This is a genomic window from Thermodesulfobacteriota bacterium (assembly GCA_040755095.1).
Lineage (GTDB): Bacteria > Desulfobacterota > Desulfobulbia > Desulfobulbales > JBFMBH01 > JBFMBH01.
The window spans coordinates 1-19,778 of sequence record JBFMBH010000015.1 but is presented as its reverse complement, the minus strand read 5'-3'; the positions used below and the strand labels follow the sequence as shown (position 1 = coordinate 19,778).

The window sequence follows — 19,778 nt, the reverse complement described above, 5'->3', positions numbered from 1 at the left end:
CCACGTGCCGGCCCGGCTGGCCCCGGCCGCCGCTTGCCGGGATTGCGTCCGGATATTCGATAAGCAGAGGTCCAGTCCGCAGGGCGACGCATGCGTCGCCCCCACCCGGCCCAAAAAGCCGCCAGCATCCCGGAGCAGATGGGGGCACAACGGGCCGTCTGCCCTGTTTTGCCATTGACACCCAACCCCCGCGTTGGCGATGATCTCGAACGGCGGAGCGCTGGCCGGGTCACCCGATGCCCGGCGGCCGCACGGCGCCGGTGGGCCCGGAAGGGGGACAGGCCCCAGGGGCGGCAACAAGAGCCAATGAGGGAGGGCGATGACGATGACGGACTGGAACGGAAGGCTGGTGGGGATGGTCGTGACCGTGCTGCTCGTGGTGGGTTTGGCGGTGCTGTCCGGCACCTGGGTGCAGGCCGAAGACCCCAGGGTGCCGGATGTGGAGCACCCCATCATGAAGCCGGCCATGTTCACGGACAAAGGCAAGTGCGAGAACTGCGGCATGGGGCTCAACATGTGGGCCCGCACCAGGCACAGCTTCAGGATCGCCGATGGCGAGCACCACGTCTGCTCCCTGCACTGTCTGGCCGACGTCTCCGCCAAGGCCGGGGAGAAGCCGCAGGCGGTCATGGCCGCGGTCTATCTGGCGCCGGAGAAGATGGTGGATGCCGCCAGCGCCAGCTACGTGGTGGGCTCAACAGCCAGGGGCACCATGAGCATGGTCTCCAAGATCGCCTTTGCCAGCCGCGACGAGGCCGAGGCCTTCAGCAAGGAGTACGGAGGGGAGGTGCAGGGCTTCGCTGCGACCCTGGACAAGGCCATGACGACGCTGCCCGAGGAGCGGCTGACCATTGCCGCCAACCGGCTCAAGAAGGGCAAGATCGTGGAGGCGACCCTGCAGGACGCCTGCGTCACCTGCGGCATGAAGCCCGCCCAGTTCCCGAAGCACAGCTGCCAGCTCATCACCAGGGATGGCCAGCGCCTGCACTTCTGCTCCACCAGCTGCCTGGTCCGCTACCTGGACAACCCGGCCGACTTCGGCGGCGCCAAGGAGCAGGTTGGTGACGCCTGGGTCACCGTCTATCCGGAGGGCGGCTTTGACTACGCGTCCGGGCTCTACTACCTGGTCGGCTCCTCGGTCATGGGCAGCATGGGTCCGGAGGCCCTGCCCTTCCGCCTCAAGGCCGCTGCCGAGGCCTTGGCCAAGGAGAAAGGCGGCCAGGTGGTCCGTTTCCAGGATCTCACCTCGCTTATGATCCGGAACGGCAAGTAGGCCAAGCCCCGGTCCTTTGCGGGCGATCGGCCCGATGCCGGCAGGCCCTGTGCACCGGGGGCTGCCGGCATCGGCGCGCTGGGCGCGAGAGACGCCCCGGTGGCGCCAGGCACCGCCGCCCGCCCGGCCAGGCGATCAGCACCGGGCGCCGGCTACGGCTGCCCCTCCCTTCGCCCCGTCGGACCCGGCCAGGGCAACCACCTTGGAGGCCAGGAGACCAAAGGTGTACGGCTTCAGCATATACTCCCGGACCCCGCAGGCCCTGGCCACATCCTCGGACACCATGTCGCTGTAGCCGGTCACCAGGATGATCGGCAGGTCGGGACGGACCTCCAGGGCCCGCTGGGCCAGCTTGATCCCGGTCAGCTCCGGCATGGTCTGGTCGGTCACCAGCACATCGAAGTCCCCAGGCCTCGCCCGGAGGTGCACCAGGGCCTCCAGGCTGCTGCTCTTGACGGTGACCCGGAAGCCAACCTCCGCCAGGTAGGCGGAGGCCAGCTCGGTGATCATGTGCTCATCGTCCACCAGGAGAACCCGGATGCCGCCGCCATGGGTCGGCCGGCCGCTGGTGACGAGCGCGGGATGGTCGGTCATGCGCCGCGACAGCGGCAGGTAGATGTGAAAGGTGCTGCCTTGGCCTGGTGCGGATTCGACTCTGACGCCGCCGCCGCAACCCGTGACAATGCCATGCACCACGGACAGCCCCATGCCCGTGCCCTCGCCAGGCCCCTTGGTGGTGAAGAACGGCTCGAAGATCCGGGCCAGATGCGCCGGCTCGATGCCGTGGCCGGTGTCCTGCACCGAAACCCGGACGCAGGGCCGCTCCTGCAGCAGCGCACCGCCATCGTGATCGACCATCGGGCCGCTGGCCTCCCGGAGGGAGACCGTCAACCGGCCGCCCCCCCCCCGCATGGCGTGGGCGGCGTTGGTGCACAGATTCATGAGGATCTGGTGCACCTCGGCCGGATCGATGACCACCGTGGCCTCCTCGATCAGGACCTCGGTGGCGATGGTGATGGTGGCCGGCAGCGACGAGCGCAAGAGCTGCATCACCTCCCGGACCACGGGAGCGAGGCTGATCGGCACCCGCTCGCTGCTCCGCTGGCGGCTGAAGGTCAGGATCTGCCGCACCAGCTCCTTGGCCCGCTTCGAGGCGGTGAGGATCTGATCGACGTAGCCCACAATCGCCGGCTGCTCCACCCCCAACAGCTTCTTGATCAGCTCGGCATAGCCCATGATCGGCAGAAGGATGTTGTTGAAATCGTGCGCAATGCCGCCGGCCAGGGTGCCGATGGCCTCCATCTTCTGGACCTGGGAGAGCTGGCTCTGCATCCGGATGCGCACCTGCTCATAGAGGGCGAGAAGCGAGAGGTTGGACACGACCCCGGCGTAGATGCCATTCCTGGTGATGAGGATGCCGTCGCTCAGAGGCTGGCTACCCAGCCGGATCAGGATCTCATCGATGGGGGTCTGGTACTCGACGGTCAGACAGCCCCGCACAAAGGCGGTGACGCTTTCCCGCTTGATCAGCTCCCGGCCGAACATGCCGTAGGCGTAGTCCTTGAGCTCCAGCTCCCGGACGATGCCCAGGGGCCGGCCGGTGAGGTCCACCACCGGGAAGAAGGACGAGGTCTTGTCGCTGCGGAAGCGGGCGAAGACCTCGTGCATGTCCATGGCAGCGGAGATGGGCCGCACGGCGGCGATGTATGGCGCGAGATCGAGGTGGTCCATCGAGGTCTCCCCTGGACAAAGGCGGCGCTGGTCCGCCCGGCGGCGGGCATCGCCACCCGGTCCGGGCTGCCGGAACCGGGCCCGGCGGCGGCTCCTCGCCTCGACAACAGAAGAGCCTTGCCGGCGGGCCTGGCTTGGCCCTGGCACAGAAGCACACCACCATTATGGAGGGGGAATGTGAGAATTGGGTTAATTGTCCCTGCCAGGCTCGCATCCTGGTGACCCCGCCGCCAGCGGAAGATGCGCCGCAGGGGAGCGACTGCGGTGCTGCTTCAAATCTCGGTGGCGCCCTGGTGCCGCCGTACCGGTTCGGTCAAGGCGGGCCAGGCGGCTGGATCATCCTCGGGGAAGTGGAAGTGAGACTTGAGGACGATCTGTTTGCTCCCGACATCTCCGGCTGGAGAAAGGACAGAACTGGATTGCCGTTCCCCGACTGGATATGCGAAATTCTCTCTCCGGGCAGTATTCGCCATGATCGCATAACCAAGGCCCGAAGCTACGCCAGGCACGGCATTCCGTATCTGTGGCTGATCGATCCGCGGGACCGGCTGCTGCAAGTCTTCAAGCTCGAAGCCGGGCGCTGGCTGTCCCTTGGCGACTTTGCCGAAGACGACAAGGTGCGCGCCGAGCCGTTCTCCGAGATCGACATCGACCTGGCCAACCTCTGGTTGGAGGACCGCCTGCCGGGGGTCCTGATGGCCTGCCAGGGCTTGTGCTGCGCCGGCCGCGGGGAGGGCACAGCTGCCAGCCACTGTCCCGGGCCACCGCAGCGGCCGCGGGTGGGGATGAGCCCCACCGGCCCATTAGGGTCGGTCACCGGCCCGGCCGGATAGGCTCCGTACCAGTCGGCACACCATTCCCAGACATTGCCGTGCATCTGGTAGAGGCCCCAGGCGTTGGCGGGCAGGGCCTGCACTGGCACGGTTTGCTGCCGGTAACGCCCCTTCTTCCCCCCAGCGTGGTTGGCCGGCCTTTCAAGGCCGGCCGGGAAGCACCGGCCACGCCCCCCGGCAGCCGCCGCGGTTTCGGCCTGTGCGGCGGATGCCCGCCAGGGTGTCCGGCCGCAAGGGGGTGTGTCCGGCACCGGGGGGGTGCGGCGGTCGAGGTTGTCGCCGGCGCCTCCTGCCGGGGGATGAATCCCCCGGCTACCGTATCTGCTCTCGCTGCGCGAGGCTCTCAAGAAACAACGGCCTTCAGGGCGGACTTCCGGCATGGTACCCCTTCGGGTGCGCCCCGCGCATGGCAATCCACAAATCCCATGATTCCCATAGCTCCCATGGCTCTCTTGGACCCATGGGACTTACAGGACCTATGGGACTTATGGGAGGCCACCATGGCCAGCTTCCGGCGTTGCACCCATTCGGGTGCGCCCCGCGCGAAGCCCTCCGTGCCCAGCCGCTCCGCCGGGGTCGCCGGCCCGCCTGACCGCCGCCTGCTCCGCGACGGCGGCTGTCCGGCGGCCCTGCGCCCCCGGCTACCGCCCTGCCTGCTTCCCTGTTTGACCTCGGGCAAGGCGGAAGCCGGTAATGACGAAGCGGCTGCCGGGCCCGAACCAGTACCGGAGGGCCGAACGGCACCTCCTGGCGTAGAAGATCCAGCAGCCGCCACGGAGCACCCGCTCGGTGCCTCGTTCCGGCCCCGCGGGGTCGATCACCGGCCCGGCCGGATAGGCTCCGTACCAGTCGGCACACCATTCCCAGACATTGCCGTGCATCTGGTAGAGCCCCCAGGCGTTGGCGGGCAGGGCCTGCACCGCCACGGTCTCCTGCCGGTACAGCCCCTTCTCGCCCCCTGCATACGGGCGGTTGCCGTCGTAGTTCACCTGCTCCGGGGTGATGGTGGTCCCGAAGGGAAAGGGCGTCTCGGTCCCGGCCCGGCAGGCATACTCCCACTCCGCCTCGGAGGGTAGCCGCAGCTCCAACCCCGGCCACTCCCTGTTGATCCGCTCCAGGAACCGCTGCACGTCATTCCAGCTCACCTTTTCCACCGGCCGGTCGGCGCCCTGGAAACGACTCGGGTTCTTCCCCATCACCGTCTGCCACATGGCCTGGGTGCAGGCGGTGTCCGCCAGCCAGAGGCCCTCTGTGAGCAAGACCTCGTGCCGGGGGCCTTCGTCCTGCCAGCGCTCCGGCTCATCCTCCGGTGAGCCCATCCGGAACTGCCCGGGCGGGATCCAGCGGAAGCGTTGGGTGACGCCTTGGTACACCCAATCGGCAAAGAGGCCGTACTGGTCCTGGCCGATGGCCTGGGCCCAGTCGGGTTGGCGCAGGCCAACGCCCCGCAGCTCCTGGTACGTCTCAGAACTGACCCAGCGGCCTTCGGTGATCGGCAGCTGACCCACTACCCGGTTGGCTCGGTCCAGGACAGGATAGTCCGCCGGTGGCAGCCACCACAGGGGACGGTCGGGGCGGTCCCGGGGGGTGAGGATCAGCCGGTCCTCGCCGGTTGGGCTGCGGCCCTGCTCGATGCGGAGCGCCCAGGCGGGCTTGTCCAGGAGATCGATCTCCAGGTGCTCGTAGTCGCTGTCGATCCGGAGGCGGCCGGCTGGCGGCACCGGGATGGCCTGCTCCTGCCGGATATCGAGCACCTGGACGGGGCCGGCCGGGCCGGCGTCATCCTGATGCTGCCACTCCAGGCTGGAGGCAGCCAGGGACAGGGGCGCCACCAGGATGTTCCCACGACCCGACGGGCCATCGGTTGCCGGCGGTCCCGGGGGGGTGAGCACCAGCCGCCGCTCGCCCTGGGGGGTCACCTCCTGGCGCAGCTCGTAGGACTGGAGCCCTGTGGCACCGAGGGCCCAGAGCACTCGCTTGATGTCAAAGCCAGGCGGAAGGGCAATCTCGATCTGGCGCCTTGCCAAGGCCGTCTTCACCGTGGCGAGGGCGATAGCCACCGGCTCGGCGGTGTCACTGCCCCAGAAGGCCGGCTCCAGACGCTCCTGCATGCGCAGCACCCAGGCTTGCAGCCGAGCCAGATAGGGATACCCCCCGGGCCGGTCCAGGGTGGCTGCCACCTGCCACAGGCGGTGCAGGGCCTCGGGGGCGGGGGGCACGGCCAGGGCCTGGGCGCGCACGATCTCCTCCAGGGCCTGGATGGTGGGATGCGCCCCCTGGTGGAAGGCAGTGAGCAAGCGGTGCGCGTCAGCGTAAAGGGCCTGAACCTCCGGCCCTCCTTCTTGCAGCTCCTTGACCGCCTGCTGGCGGATGGCCGCCAGGCGCTCCGGCCGGATGGTGCAGGTCGGGCCGTCATCCCGGACATCCGGATGCCGCCACACCGCGGCCTCGGTGCCCACGTCGGCCCTGCTGGCGCCGAGGCGGAAGCGGAGCGCCCGCAAGAGGCCGGGCTCCACCCGCACCGCCCAGGCCACCAGGCGCAGGAGCTGCTCCAGGCCCGGATCCGGGGCGGCAGCCTCGGGCCGCGGCTGGCCGGCGTCCAGCCAGCGGGGCAGCCGCGCCTGGCGGTCCCACAGCACCGGCAGGAAGAGCTGGCCCAGCTCCTGGTCCCAGTAACGGGCCGGACAGGGCATCAGGGCTACCGGCCGGAAGCCGGCCGCCTTGAGCCGGCGGCCAAAGGCCAGCCAGGGGCCGGGCCTCTTGGCCAGGCAGCCGCAGTCGCCGAGGATGAGGATCGGGGTGCCGGGATCGGGCAGGCGGTACGGCTCCGGCCGGCGCCGCCGCGCCCGTTCCCGGTCCCGCGCCCAGGGAATGGCCTCCCGGTCCGGCCCCTCGGGAAAGCCCACCACCGACAGACCGGAGCTGCCCCTGAGGCCCCGCAGGCCGGCCACCAGCTTCGCAATCCTGCCAGAAAGGGAAGAGGCCGAGATCCTGGTCCACGATGACCTGGGCCAAAGGCGCCCAGGAGCGGCGGACCTTCCGGGGCAGCTGGCGGCAGGTGCGGCCCTGGCTGAGATCGGCCACCAGCCGGGGGATATCCAGGGCGCGGCCCGGACCGCAGCTGCCCAGGGCCAGCCGCAGGAAGGGCCAGAGCCGCCGCCAGGGGGTGAGGGGGGGCGGGTCCGGCGGCAGGTCCCGCGGGCCGGACCCGGGGCTGAGGGGCGGCGTGGCGGCAAGCCGGGCCGGCGCCTCGGTGCGCCGCTCCTGGTCCGGGACCCGCTGGCGGCGCCAGAGCCGCAGGTACGGCGCAGCCGCAACGGGAATCGCTGTTTCCGGAGCCTGGACCGGCGCGGGGGCTGGAGTCGGAGATACCCTCGGCGAGCGGTCAGCAGCTGGCGGGGCCGTCTCCTCCTCTTCCTCCACCGGCGCCCGGAAGCCGAAGATTTCCGCGGCCCGGCGCAAGGCCTCCGGACCGCTGGCGTCGGCGAAGTAGAGCAGCTCTGCCCGGGAGACGGCGGCGCGCCGCAGCCGTTCGGCCGTGGGCAAGGGATGGTCCGGCAGCGGGGGCTGGCTCAGCACAGGCCGGCGAACTTGCGCAGGGCGAAGCCCTGGATGCGGACAAGAAGGTCCTTCTGACCGGCGGCATCAGCGTGGGCCAGCCTGTCCAGGGCCCGCAGCAGGTCCAGGTACTCCGCCTGGCCGGGCGGAGAGAGCCCGAGATTCCGGGCCTGTTGGCGGTCGGTCCAGAGCTGCTGGGCGGCCTGCTCCAGCACCTCGCAGTCAATCCGCTGGCCGAAATGGTCCTTTCCCCGAGCCAGCAGCCAGTCCACCAGGTCCTGCCGGCGCACCGCTTCCGGCTGATCGCGGCGGGCGGGATCGCCGTCCGGCAGCCGCAGGTGCAGCACCAGGCAGCGGCGAACAAAGGCAGCCGGCAGCTCCCGCTCCTCGTTGGTGGTGATGACCACCAGGGGCGACGGCACCCCTTCCGGGATTGCCACCGGCTCGTCCAGGTAGGGAACGGCAAAGCCGCCGTTGCCCAGGGTCTCCAGGAGGCCGTTGGGCAGATCCGCCTCGGCCTTGTCGATCTCGTCGATGAGAAGCACGCTGCCCTTGCCCGGCTCCCAGCCAAGAGGCGGTACCGGCTGCCGGTGCTTGCACTTGCAGTTTGCGGCCTGGCCCAGGGCACCCTGCCAGTCGAACACCCACCACAGCGCGCCTGGAGCGAGATACTGTGCCGGGGCCAGCATCGCCTTCACGTCCACCTCCAGCCCGGGGCGGCATGCCGCCCCCAGGGCCTGGGCATCCCCCAGCCGGCCGATGGCGTCGAAATGCCATTGCAGGTCCTGGCTCTCGCTGCGGGCATGCACCACCTCGGCCACGAACAGGCGCCCCATCTGCTGGGCCGCGGCCCGGGCCAGCTGGCTCGGGCACGGCCCGACGGACCACCACCCGCCAGATGGCCTTGTAGGCCTCCTGGAGGGTGGCCCCGGGCTCGGGATCTGCCTCGCCGCCCAGGGAGATGGCACACTCCCCCAACCGACTGCCGTCGTCGGCAACGGTCCGGAAGCAAGCGGCCCTGGTTTCCAGCCGCGCCACCATCACCTCGATACAGCTGGGCTTCCGGAGAAACACCTCCACCCGCACACCGCCAGCCCGCTGCAAGGCCGCCTGATGGGTGGCAAGCCAGTCGGGAGCCACCGCCCGCAACACGAGCCAGCCCAGCACCTCCCGCAGCTGCTGCCGCCAGGCCGGGACTGCGCCGGGCTCCCGACTCTGTAGCCCCTTCAACCGTTCCCGGGCCGTCAGGGTGAGCCAGGCAATCGCCCGGTCCAGGGCCTGCCCGGGCGCACAGAGCAGGTCGGCCAGATCGCCGGTGCCCAGGGAAGCCCCGTCCCGCTCGGCTTCCCGACACAGGAGATTCGCCAGGGTAGTCTGCTCCTGCTCTGCCAGGGCCTCACGGATGTTCTTCTTGATGACCTCATCAAAACCGGTGGCTGGCACATGGGTGACGGTTGTGCGCCTGGGCCTTTCCGGCAGCCGGGTCACCAGATCCTTGGAAGGGCCCGGCTGCGGATCCCAGCAGCCGGCGTCTTTGTTGTAGGCATAGACCGTGGGCAGGATCCGGGAGTCGCCCAGATCGAAGCGGAAGAAGGCGAAATGCTGGGCCCACCTGCTGCCCTGATAGGCGGCACCGGCCGGTAGCTGCCAGGAACCTTGCCGTAGCCTTTGGCCACCAGATGGAAGCAGAGGTCGATGGTGGCCATGGCCACGCGGTACCAGAGATCCTCCAGGGCAAACCGGTCCCGGGATGCCAGCACGGCCTTCTTCTCGATCCTGGCTATTTCGGCCAGCTCCCCCAAGGCCTCGTCAAGAGTCCCGGAAAGCCGCAGCAGCTTGTCCTTGTTCAACCCCGAAACGTTCGGCATAGAAGGCCTCAATCCTGGGACGGAAGTCCTGGATGTCGATCCAGGCCTCGAAGACAAAGGCATCGATCAGATCAGGACGCACATCGACGATGGGCTGGAAGCGGGTAGCGATGGAGGCGCGCAGGAGCACGTCCTCAACGTTCAGGGGCACGACATCGAACCGGAAGGGGAGCGCGGCTTCCAGGACCGCCGCCAGTTCGGACGTCCTTGTGGAGTCGGCCGCCGGCGCCTGGTCCCAGGCCACACACAGGTCATTATCCCTGAGCTCGTCGCCGGTGAGAAAGGAGCCGAAGAGGAGTCCCACGACACACTGCTCCTGGAGCAAAACCGCGCGGATGGACGCAACGATCGCCTCCTTTTCGGCTGCCGAAACTCGGTATGGGGCCATGGGCTCCTCCCAAAGGGGCATCCGCCTGACGGCGTGTCAGCCCAGTGCCAACGGGGGCGGGAATGGGGGCAATGCGCGGTTGGCTGCCGGCTCCACTGTAGCCGACGGGCGGGGACACGCTCAACGATTTTGCTCGGCATCTCGACCCGGGGGATGCCGGCGGCAACAAGGGGCCAACCGACGGGGGGCAGGGGCCATGGGGAATACATGCCAGAAGCCGAGACCGATACCGATACCGAGACCGAGGGGGGAGGTGCGGAGGCAAAAAAAAGCCCGGACCAGGCATGGGGCTGCCTGACCCGGGCCGCGGGCCACCACGGGAAGACCGGTGGGCCTAGTAGTCGTCGTCCATGTCCTCCGCTGCCGGAGCGCCCTTCTTCTCCTTCTTGGGCTGCTCGGCCACCACCGCCTCGGTGGTGAGCAGGAGGCCGGCCACCGAGGCGGCATTCTGCAGGGCGGAGCGCACCACCTTGGTGGGGTCAACGATGCCGGCGGTCGAGAGATTCTGGTACTCGCCGGTGGCGGCGTTGAAGCCGAAGTCGGCGCTGCCCTCCACGACCTTGTTCAGCACCACCGAGCCCTCGTAGCCGGCGTTGGCGGCGATCAGCCGCAAGGGGGAGGTCAGGGCCTTACGGAGGATGTCCAGGCCGTAGCGCTGCTCGCCGGCCGCCGCCAGGCGGTCCAGGGCCGCCAGGCACCGGACCAGGGCGACGCCGCCGCCGGGCACCACCCCCTCTTCGACCGCCGCGCGGGTGGAATTGAGCGCATCCTCCACCCGGGCCTTCTTCTCCTTCATCTCGGTCTCCGAGGCGGCGCCCACCTTGACCACCGCCACGCCGCCGGCCAGCTTGGCCAGGCGCTCCTGGAGCTTCTCCCGGTCGTAGTCGGAGGTGGTCTCATCGATCTGGCGGCGGATCAGCTTCACCCGGGCCTCGATCTTGTCCCGGGCGCCGGCACCCTCGACGATGGTGGTGTTGTCCTTGTCGATGCGCACCTTCTTGGCCGTGCCCAGGTCGTTTGTGCGGACGTTCTCCAGCTTGATGCCCAGGTCCTCGCTGATCACCGTGCCGCCGGTGAGGATGGCGATATCCTCCAGCATCGCCTTGCGCCGGTCTCCGAAGCCCGGGGCCTTGACAGCGGCGGCCTTGAGGGTGCCCCGCAGCCGGTTGACGATCAGGGTGGCCAGGGCCTCGCCTTCCACATCCTCGGCGATGATCACCAGGGGCCGGCCGGAGCGGGCGATCTCCTCCAGGAGAGGCAGGAGATCCTTCATGCCGCTCACCTTCTTCTCGCAGAGCAGGAGGTAGGGATCCTCCAGCACCGCCTCCAGCTTCTCGGCATCGGTGACGAAGTAGGGCGAGATGTAGCCCCGGTCGAACTGCATGCCCTCGACGACCTCCAGGGTCGTCTCCATGGCCTTGGCCTCCTCGACCGTGATCACCCCTTCCTTGCCGACCTTGTCCATGGCGTCGGCGATGAGCTGGCCGATGGTCTCCTCGCCGTTGGCGGAGATGGTGCCCACCTGGACGATCTCGGTCTTGTCCTGGATGGGCTTGGAGATGGCCTTCAGCTCCTCCACCACCGCCGCCACCCCGGCGTCGATGCCCCGCTTGAGATCCATGGGGTTGACCCGGGAGGCCACCAGCTTCTGGCCCTCGCTGTAGATGGACTGGGCGAGGACCGTGGCGGTGGTGGTGCCGTCGCCGGCCACATCGTTGGTCTTCTGGGCCACCTCCCGCACCATCTGGGCGCCCATGTTCTCGAACCTGCCCTTGAGGCTGATCTCCTTGGCCACCGTGACGCCATCCTTGGTGATCACCGGCGCGCCAAAGGAGCGCTCCATGATGACGTTGCGGCCCCGGGGACCCAGGGTGACCTTCACCGCGTCGGCCAGGACGTTGACCCCTTTGAGGATGTGCTCCCGGGCCTCGGCACTGTAAGCAATCATCTTGGCTGCCATCTCGTCTTCCTCCTTTCGATCAGTCCAGAACCGCCAGGATGTCGCTCTCCCGCATGATCAAGAGCTCCTCGCCCTCGATCTTCACCTCGGTGCCGGCGTACTTGGAGAAGAGGATCCGATCCCCCTCCTTGACGTCCAGGGCCATGTGCCTGCCGGCTTCGTCCCGGCTGCCGGGTCCGACGGCGATGACCTTGCCCTCCTGGGGCTTCTCCTTGGCGCTGTCCGGGATGATGATGCCGGCGGCGGTCTTCTCCTCCTTCTCTACCCGGGACACCACGACGCGGTCGTTCAACGGTTTCAGCTTCATGCCTTCTTCTCCTTGCGATGGATTCCGTTCAGGACTGGCCCGAGCCTGCGGTGCCAGGAACCGCACCGGGGCCGGCCACAAAAAATCGGCGAAACGATAAACCGCTTTTGCCGGATGTCAAGGCAGGCCCTGGCTTCCGCCTTGACGGCCAGCGGGTCCATGGCTTACCAATGATGAGGCTTCTGTCCATGGGGCAGCGCCCTGCACCGCGGCCTTCAGGTCCCTGAAGGCGGACCTCACCTTGTTCGGCCATGGGCCGGGAGATGCCGGAGACGATGGCAGCGAGCCCCACCAGTCCCGTGAGCCAGGCCCCTGGCAGCCGCCACCCCCGCCGTCTGGCCGGCCGCCTCCTCCGGCAGATCCTCCTGGCCAGCCTGGCTCTCACCTCTGCCCTGTCCGCCGTGCACGTGGCCATGGATATCCGGGCCGGCATCCGCCGGGTGCAGGAGCATCTGGAAGAAATCCGCCTGGTGCACGCCCCGGCCATGAGCACCTCCCTGTGGCTGTCCAACCGGCAGCTCCTGCAGGCCCAGATGGAGGGCCTCCTGGCCAGTCCCCATCTGCGCTATCTGGAGCTGACCGGCGACTCGGACGCGGCCGTCCTGGCGGTGGGCTCGCGCCCCGCCGGCCGGGTCCTGCGCCGGGAATATCCCCTCTCCTACCCGTACCGGGACCACGTGGTGCCCCTGGGCCGTCTGGTGGTGGAGGCGGATCTGGAAGAGGTGGTGCACCTGTCCCTGACCCGGGCCCTGGAGATCGCCGCCAGCAACGGGGTTCTGGTCCTGTGCGTGGCGACCCTGGTCTTTGTCCTCCACCACCGCCTGGTGGGGCGACACCTGGAGGAGCTGGCCGGCCAGGCCCGGCAGACCGGGGTGGCCAGTCTGTCCCGGCCGTTGACCCTGCGGCGGCCAGGCGCGCCTTCCGAGCCCGACGAGCTGGATGCGCTCCTGGAGGCCGTCAACGCCATGCGCCAGGAGACCAGCGCCGAGATCCTCCGCCGGACCGCCGTGCAAGGCGCCCTGGCCGCCTCCCAGGAATGTCTGCTCACCGTCCTCAACAGCCTGGAGGCACTCGTTTACGTGGCGGACATGCAGGATCATCGGCTGCTCTTCGCCAACCGGTACCTGCAGGCCCGGTTCGGCGAACCGGCCGGACGCCGCTGCTGGGAGGTCCTGCAGGCCGGCCAAAGCGGCCCCTGCCCGTTCTGCACCAACGACCGCCTGCTGGACAGCGAAGGCCGGCCGGCCGGGGTCCTGCGCTGGGAGGTCAGGAATTCCGTCAACGGCCGCTGGTATGACGCCCAGGACCGGGTCATCCCCTGGCTGGACGGCCGGCTGGTACGCCTGGAGATCGCCTACGACATCACGGAGCGCAAGGAGGCGGAGGCCGCCCTGCAGCGCTCCCACGCCGAGCTGGAGGTCATGGTCCAGGAGCGGACCGAGGCCCTGGAGACCACCTGCCGCCAGCTCCTCCATGCCGAGAAGCTGGCCGCGGTGGGCCGGCTCGCCGCCTCCTTCGCCCACGAGTTCAACAATCCGCTCCAGGGGGTGATGGGGGTGATCCGGGGCATCCAGCGGCGGGCGGTGCTGGAGCCGGAGGACGCCGAGCTGGTGGCCATGGCCCTCAAGGAGTGCGAGCGGATGCGCAAGCTCGTGCAAGACGTCCAGGACTTCCACCGCCCCAGCTCGGGGCGTCTGGCCCTGGTCTCCCTGCCGCCGCTCCTGGAAGGGCTTCTGGGCCTGTACCGGGCGGATCTCAAGCGGCACGGCATCCAGGTGGCGTGCGACGTCCCTGCCGATCTGCCGGCCGTGCCGGCGGTAGCCGATCAGCTGCAGCAGGTCTTCCTCAACCTCCTCAACAACGCGGTGGATGCCTGCGAGGGGAATGGTCGGATCGCCATCCGGGCCGAGACCCGGGGGGCGTTTGTGGCAGTCACCTTCACCGACAACGGCCGGGGCATAAGGAGCGAGGACCAGCACCGGATCTTCGAGCCGTTCTTCTCCACCAAGCCGGCGGTGAAAGGCACCGGCCTGGGCCTGTCGGTGAGCTACGGCATCATCCAACGCCACGGCGGCCGCATCGAGGTGGAATCAACGCCTGGCCAGGGCGCCACCTTCACCGTGCTGCTGCCCCGGGAGGGACGAATGTCGAATATCGAACAAGGAATTTCGAATCTCGAAGGGACCGGTAGTTGACGTTTCGGATCAGTCCTGCCGGCCCCTTCTTCGGTTGGACATTCCTTGTTCGTTATTCTGCGGTTCTTCCCTTCTTCTGGATCTTCGCCCAGGGATCCCGCAGGGTGACCGTGCGGTTGAAGACCAGGGCACCCGGCCGGCTGTCCCGGCGGTCGGCGCAAAAATAGCCCAGGCGCTCGAACTGCCAGCGGCTGCCCGGGACTGCGGCGGCCAGGCTGGGCTCCACCCGGCAGCCGTCCAGGACCTCCAGGGAGCGGGGGTTGACCAGGCTGGTGAAGTCGGTGCCGTCGCCGGCGGCGGCCGGATTCTCGACCCGGCACAGGGTGTCGTAGAGCCGTACCTGCGCCGGCACCGCCTGATCCGCCGACACCCAGTGCAGGGTGGCCTTCACCTTGCGGCCATCCGGGGCATTGCCCCCCCGGGTCTCCGGGTCATAGGTGCAGCGCAGCTCCACCACCGCCCCGGTCGCCGGATCCTTGACCACGCCCACACAACGGATGAAGTAGGCCCAGCGCAGCCGCACCTCCCGGCCCGGGGCGAGACGGAAGAAATCCTTGGGCGGCTCCTCCATGAAGTCCTCGGCCTCCAGGTAGAGGGTGCGGGAGAAGGGCACCGTGCGGCTGCCGGCCGCCGGATCCTCCGGGTTGTTGACCGCTGCCAGTTCCTCCACCTGGCCCTCCGGATAGTTCTCGATGACGACCCTGACCGGCCTTAAGACCGCCATCGCCCGGGGGGCGGTGCGGTTGAGCTCCTCCCGGACGCAGTGCTCCAGGAGGGCCAGATCGACCATGGAGTCCTTCTTCGCCACGCCGATCCGCTCGCAAAAGGCGCGGATGGCCGCCGGCGGATAGCCCCGCCGCCGCAGCCCGGAGATGGTGGGCAGCCGGGGATCGTCCCAGCCGGCCACATGGCCGTCGCCGACCAGACGCAGGAGCTTTCTTTTGCTCATCACCGTATAGGTCAGGTTCAGGCGGGCAAACTCGATCTGCTGGGGATGGCACGGCACGGGCAGCTGGTCCAGAATCCAGTCGTAGAGCGGCCGGTGATCTTCGAATTCCAGGGTGCAGATGGAATGGGTGATGCCCTCGATGGCGTCGGACAGACAGTGGGCGAAGTCGTACATGGGGTAGATGCACCAGGCATCGCCGGTGCGGTGGTGGCTGGCGTGCAGGATCCGGTAGATGACCGGATCCCGCATGTTGAGGTTGCCGGAGGCCATGTCGATCTTGGCCCGCAGCACATGGCTGCCGGTGGGAAACGCACCGGCCCGCATCCGGGTAAAAAGGTCCAGGCTCTCGGCCACGGAGCGGTTCCGGTAGGGGCTCTCCCGGCCCGGCTCGGTGAGGGTGCCCCGGAATTCCCGGATCTCGTCGGCGGAAAGTGAGCAGACGTAGGCCTTGCCGGCCTCGATGAGGAGCACGGCGTAGCGGTACAGCTCCTCGAAGTAGTCCGAGGCGAAATAGCGATGCTCGCCCCAGGAGAAGCCCAGCCAGGCCACGTCCTCCTGGATGGACTCCACGTACTCCTGCTCCTCCTTGGTGGGGTTGGTGTCGTCGAACCGCAGATGGCAGCGGCCGCCGAAGGCCTGGGCCAGGCCGAAGTTGAGGCAGATGGACTTGGCGTGGCCGATGTGCAGATAGCCGTTGGGCTCCGGCGGGAAGCGGGTGACCACCCGGCCGCCGTTTTTGCCTGCCGCCACGTCGCCGGCCACGATCTGGGCGATGAAATTGGCCGCCGGGGACAGCTCGCGCTCGCTCATAACAGCCCTCCTGGGGATAGGGTCGAACCAAGACCGCCGGACGGCGGCTGGCGGCATTGTAGCGGATCGGCCCGCCGCCAGCAAGGCGCTCGCCCCTGGGCCAGCCGCAAGCGGGCTCGCAAAAAGGTTCTTTGACGTGCACCCGCCTTTTGCGCTAGGCTGCTCGCAACCGAGCCGGGGCTGTGCCCCGTCATGCCGGCAAGGAGTCATGGACAAGCCCCTCATCCCCGAAGGCCCTTCCCCGCGGCCGCCTGACCGCCGCCCTGCGGGCGCCGTGCCGCCGGCCGCCCGGGAGACCACCTTCCAGCGTCTTTACGACACCATGCGGGAAGGGGTGGCCATCAGCACCATCCTCTTCGACGCCAAGGGCCGGGCCAAGGACTATTCGATCGACGATGTCAACCCGGCCTTCGAGGCCATCTGCGGGCTGAGCCGGCGGCAGGCGGTGGGCAAGAAGGCCAGCCGCGTCTACGGCACCGGCAGCGCCCCCTTTCTCGAAACCTTCGCCCAGGTCGCCGCTGGCGAAGGTCCCACGGTCTTCGAGACCTATTTCCGGCCCCTGCACAAGCACCTGCACATCTCCGCCTTCTCTCCCGCCCCCGGCCGCTTCGCCATCGTCTGCTCGGACATCACCAGACGCCGCCGCACCGAAGAGACGCTCAACAACTTCTTTGCCCTGTCCGGAGACCTCCTGGCAGTGTGCGATCTCGATGGCCGCCTGCTGTCCGTCAACCCGACCATGGAGGGGCTCCTGGGCGCCCCTGCCGAGGAGCTCTGCAACCGGCCGCTGCTGGATTTCGTTCTGCCCGAGGACCAGGCGGCAACAACGGCCAAGATCAGGACCCTGGCCGATGGGGAGCCGGTGGTCCGCTTCGAGAACCGCCTCCGCTGCCCCAACGGCTCCACGCGCCAGGTATCCTGGACCGCCACCCCCGACCCCCTCACCGGTACCGTCTACACGGTGGGCCGGGACGTCACCGAGGAGCGGCGGAGCGAGGAGGAGCGGCACCGGCTGGAGAGCCAGCTGCACCAGGCCCAGAAGATGGAGGCCATCGGCACCCTGGCCGGCGGCATCGCCCACGACTTCAACAACATCCTGGCCGCGATCCTGGGCTTCGCCGAGCTGTCGGAGCAGCTGGTGCCGGCCCACAACCCGGCCCGGGGCCATCTGCGCATGGTGGTCCAGTCCTGCCTGCGGGCCCGGGACCTCATCCGCCAGATCCTCACCTTCAGCCGCCGCTCGCAGGCGGATCTGCTGCCCCTGCGGCTGCAGCTCATCGTCAAGGAGGCGTTGAAGCTCCTGCGCTCCACCCTGCCGGCCTCGATCTCCATTGTCGAGCGGATCACGGCCGACTGCCCGCCGGTGCGCACCGATCCGGTGCAGATCCACCAGGTGCTCATCAACCTGGCCACCAACGCCGTCCAGGCGATGGGCGACACCGGGGTCATGACCATCAGCCTGGCGGCCCAGCAGGTGGGGCCTGAGGAGGCCAGCCGCCACGGTGTGCTGGCCGGGGAGTATGTGCAGCTGGCGGTGGCTGACACCGGCTGCGGCATCGACCCCGCCATCCGCGATCGCATCTTCGAGCCCTACTTCACCTCCAAAGAGGCCGGGCAGGGCTCCGGTCTGGGACTGGCGGTGGTGGGCGGCATCACCCGCAGCCACCGGGGCTTTGTCACCGTGGACAGCACACCCGGCCAGGGCTCGGTCTTCCGGGTGTGGCTGCCCACCGCCGCCGAGCCGGAGAGCGCCCAGGTCCCGGCCACCGAGGAGGCCACCCAGGGCGGCAGCGAGCGGATCCTGTTCGTGGACGACGACGCCAGCCTGGCCGCCCTGGGCCAGCTGTCTCTGGGCCGGCTGGGCTACCAGGTCACCGCCTGCACCCGCTCCCCGGAAGCCCTCACCCTGGTCCAGGACCACCCGGAGGCCTTTGACCTGGTGATCTGTGACCTTGCCATGCCGGAGATGCGGGGCGAGGACCTCGTCCGCCATCTCCTGGCCCTGCGGTCCGACCTGCCCATCATTCTGTCCACCGGCCACGGCCAGGAGCTGAACGCCGGCCATGCCCGGGCCCTGGGCGCCCGGGATCTCCTGACCAAGCCCTGGACCCGGGCCGACCTCGCCACCATGGTCCGCCGGATCCTGGACCGCGGCGCCTGACGGAACCCTGACCGATTGAAAGTGGGAGGTTCAAATTGACAGGGCACCCGGCTGGCCATTAGGCTGGAGCCATGATCAGGCGTACCCTCACGGACAAGCTCGCCGGGCTGGCGCGACAGTTCCCGGTGGTCTCCATCACCGGCCCGCGCCAGTCCGGGAAGACAACCCTGGCCAAGGCCGTCTTCGCCGAGCACGCCTATGTGAGTCTGGAGGATCCCCACGAGAGGGAATTTGCTGGCGCTGACCCCAAAGGGTTTCTGCGCCGCTTCTCAAGTGGGGTGATCCTGGACGAGATCCAGCGGGCGCCGGCCCTTCTCTCCTTCATCCAGGGAATCGTCGACAGCGAGGACGCGCCCGGCCGCTTCATTCTGACCGGCTCCCAGCAGTTCCAGGTCCTGGAAAAGGTCACCCAGACCCTGGCCGGCAGGACGGCGCTGGTCAATCTCTTGCCCTTCAGCCTGGACGAGCTGCTGGGGCGCCAAGGATCCGACCCGTGGCGGCTCCCTGAGCTGCCTGCCCCGCTGGCCAAGCCTTCATTCAGTCTGGAAGAGATCACCTACCAGGGGCTCTATCCCCGTATCCATGACAAGGGCCTGACCCCCCAGGACTGGCTGTCCGCCTATTACCGGACCTACGTGGAGCGGGATGTGCGGGATGTGGCCTCCATCGGCAACCTGGAGACCTTCCAGCGCTTTGTGCGCCTGTGTGCCGGACGCAGCGGCCAGCTGCTCAACCTCTCCTCCCTGGCCCAGGACACCGGTGTCTCCCACACCACGGTGCGCAGCTGGCTATCCATCCTGCAGGCCGGATTCATCATCCATCTCCTGCCGCCGCACCATGCCAACTTTTCCAAGCGGCTCATCAAGAGTCCCAAGCTCTATTTCCTGGACACCGGTCTTCTGTGCTATCTGCTCAGGGTGCGGGAGCCGACCGACCTGGTCTTCCACCCCATGAAAGGGGCCATCCACGAGACCTTTGTCCTCGCCGAGCTGTTCAAGGCCTTCACCCACCGGGGGGAGGTGCCACCGCTCTACTTCTGGCGGGATCAGGCAGGGCATGAGGTCGACGTGGTCATCGACGCTGGCACCCGTCTCATCCCCATCGAGGTGAAATCGAGCGAAACCGTCGACCGCTCCCTGTTCGACGGCCTCAGGTACTTCATCGCCCTGGGGCCCCCGGCGGCAGAAGTCGGGATGCTGGTGCACGGCGGGGACGCGCTGTACTGGCGGGAAAATCTCCTGGTCCGGCCCTGGTTCCAGGTGACCTGACGGCACCTCGCCGGCACCGGCTACCGGAGCAGGTCGGCCATGCCGTGATGGCCGTGGACCAGGGCCAGCTCGCAGGCCGTCCGGCCGGCCCGGTCCCGGAGGTCGCGCCTGGCCCCGCGATCCAGCAGGATTCCGGCCCCGGTCTCATTGCCGGCCCGGGCAGCGTGCATCAGGGCAGTGAAGCCGGCATCATCCTGGGCGTCCAGCCGGGCGCCACAGGCCAGCAGCAGATTGATGACCTCCACCCGCCGGCGGCTGGCGGCCGCCATGAGCGGTGTGAGCCCACCCTCCCCGGCCACGTTCACATCGACGCCCTGGGCAAGGATGGCCACCACCTCCGGCACCGGCTGCTGCCGGACCGCCTGGATCAGGTCCTCAGCCGTCGCCGGCGCAGACGCCGGCCCCGGTGGCCCGCTGGCCAGAAGCGCCCGGGCCGCGGCGGCATGGCCCCCGGGATCGGCGGCGGTGAGGGCCTCC

13 protein-coding genes and 1 pseudogene are annotated in these 19,778 nt (G+C 68.8%); 5 read left to right on the top strand and 9 right to left on the bottom strand.

Features of this window, described 5'->3' with window-relative positions; all coding sequences use genetic code 11:
• The first annotated feature begins 325 nt into the window (after positions 1-325).
• The gene (locus AB1634_04300; protein MEW6218741.1) at positions 326-1,273 is read left to right on the top strand and encodes a nitrous oxide reductase accessory protein NosL; all 948 of its coding nucleotides are present in this window, start codon (positions 326-328) and stop codon (positions 1,271-1,273) included.
• Between the two features lie 135 nt (positions 1,274-1,408).
• On the opposite strand, the gene AB1634_04295 is transcribed toward AB1634_04300, so the two are convergent.
• Positions 1,409-3,004, bottom strand: coding sequence for an ATP-binding protein (locus AB1634_04295; GenBank protein MEW6218740.1), 1,596 nt, complete (start codon positions 3,002-3,004; stop codon positions 1,409-1,411).
• A gap of 134 nt (positions 3,005-3,138) precedes the next feature.
• Between AB1634_04295 and AB1634_04290 the strand changes: the two genes are divergently transcribed.
• Positions 3,139-3,837 (top strand): Uma2 family endonuclease, encoded by a 699-nt coding sequence (locus AB1634_04290; protein MEW6218739.1) that lies wholly within the window; start codon positions 3,139-3,141, stop codon positions 3,835-3,837.
• Positions 3,838-3,881: 44 nt separating this feature from the next.
• Here the strand turns inward: AB1634_04290 and AB1634_04285 are convergent.
• From AB1634_04285 to groES, 6 genes and pseudogenes are all read right to left on the bottom strand, one after another.
• A pseudogene (locus AB1634_04285) lies at positions 3,882-4,217 on the bottom strand (hypothetical protein).
• Positions 4,218-4,478: 261 nt separating this feature from the next.
• Positions 4,479-6,788, bottom strand: coding sequence for a formylglycine-generating enzyme family protein (locus AB1634_04280; protein ID MEW6218738.1), 2,310 nt, complete (start codon positions 6,786-6,788; stop codon positions 4,479-4,481).
• Positions 6,789-7,409: 621 nt separating this feature from the next.
• Positions 7,410-8,231, bottom strand: a complete 822-nt coding sequence (locus tag AB1634_04275) for an AAA family ATPase (protein ID MEW6218737.1) — start codon at positions 8,229-8,231, stop codon at positions 7,410-7,412.
• 973 nt (positions 8,232-9,204) lie between these two features.
• Positions 9,205-9,651, bottom strand: coding sequence for a hypothetical protein (locus AB1634_04270; protein ID MEW6218736.1), 447 nt, complete (start codon positions 9,649-9,651; stop codon positions 9,205-9,207).
• Positions 9,652-9,985: 334 nt separating this feature from the next.
• The gene (gene groL, locus AB1634_04265) at positions 9,986-11,611 is read right to left on the bottom strand and encodes a chaperonin GroEL (protein MEW6218735.1); all 1,626 of its coding nucleotides are present in this window, start codon (positions 11,609-11,611) and stop codon (positions 9,986-9,988) included.
• 19 nt (positions 11,612-11,630) lie between these two features.
• Positions 11,631-11,918: a co-chaperone GroES gene (gene groES / locus AB1634_04260; GenBank protein ID MEW6218734.1), complete on the bottom strand. Its 288-nt coding sequence runs from the start codon at positions 11,916-11,918 to the stop codon at positions 11,631-11,633.
• A gap of 275 nt (positions 11,919-12,193) precedes the next feature.
• Here groES and AB1634_04255 point away from each other — a divergent pair, with 275 nt between their 5' ends.
• The gene (locus tag AB1634_04255) at positions 12,194-14,113 is read left to right on the top strand and encodes an ATP-binding protein (protein ID MEW6218733.1); all 1,920 of its coding nucleotides are present in this window, start codon (positions 12,194-12,196) and stop codon (positions 14,111-14,113) included.
• Between the two features lie 52 nt (positions 14,114-14,165).
• Here AB1634_04255 and AB1634_04250 read toward each other — a convergent pair whose 3' ends face one another.
• A complete protein-coding gene (locus AB1634_04250) occupies positions 14,166-15,872 on the bottom strand; it encodes a glutamine--tRNA ligase/YqeY domain fusion protein (GenBank protein MEW6218732.1) in 1,707 nt (568 codons plus the stop codon).
• A 208-nt stretch (positions 15,873-16,080) separates the two neighbouring features.
• Between AB1634_04250 and AB1634_04245 the strand changes: the two genes are divergently transcribed.
• Positions 16,081-18,033: an ATP-binding protein gene (locus AB1634_04245; protein MEW6218731.1), complete on the top strand. Its 1,953-nt coding sequence runs from the start codon at positions 16,081-16,083 to the stop codon at positions 18,031-18,033.
• Between the two features lie 71 nt (positions 18,034-18,104).
• Positions 18,105-19,301, top strand: a complete 1,197-nt coding sequence (locus AB1634_04240; protein MEW6218730.1) for an ATP-binding protein — start codon at positions 18,105-18,107, stop codon at positions 19,299-19,301.
• A gap of 20 nt (positions 19,302-19,321) precedes the next feature.
• Here the strand turns inward: AB1634_04240 and AB1634_04235 are convergent.
• The coding region (locus tag AB1634_04235) for an ankyrin repeat domain-containing protein (protein MEW6218729.1) at positions 19,322-19,778 on the bottom strand (457 nt) is incomplete at its 5' end.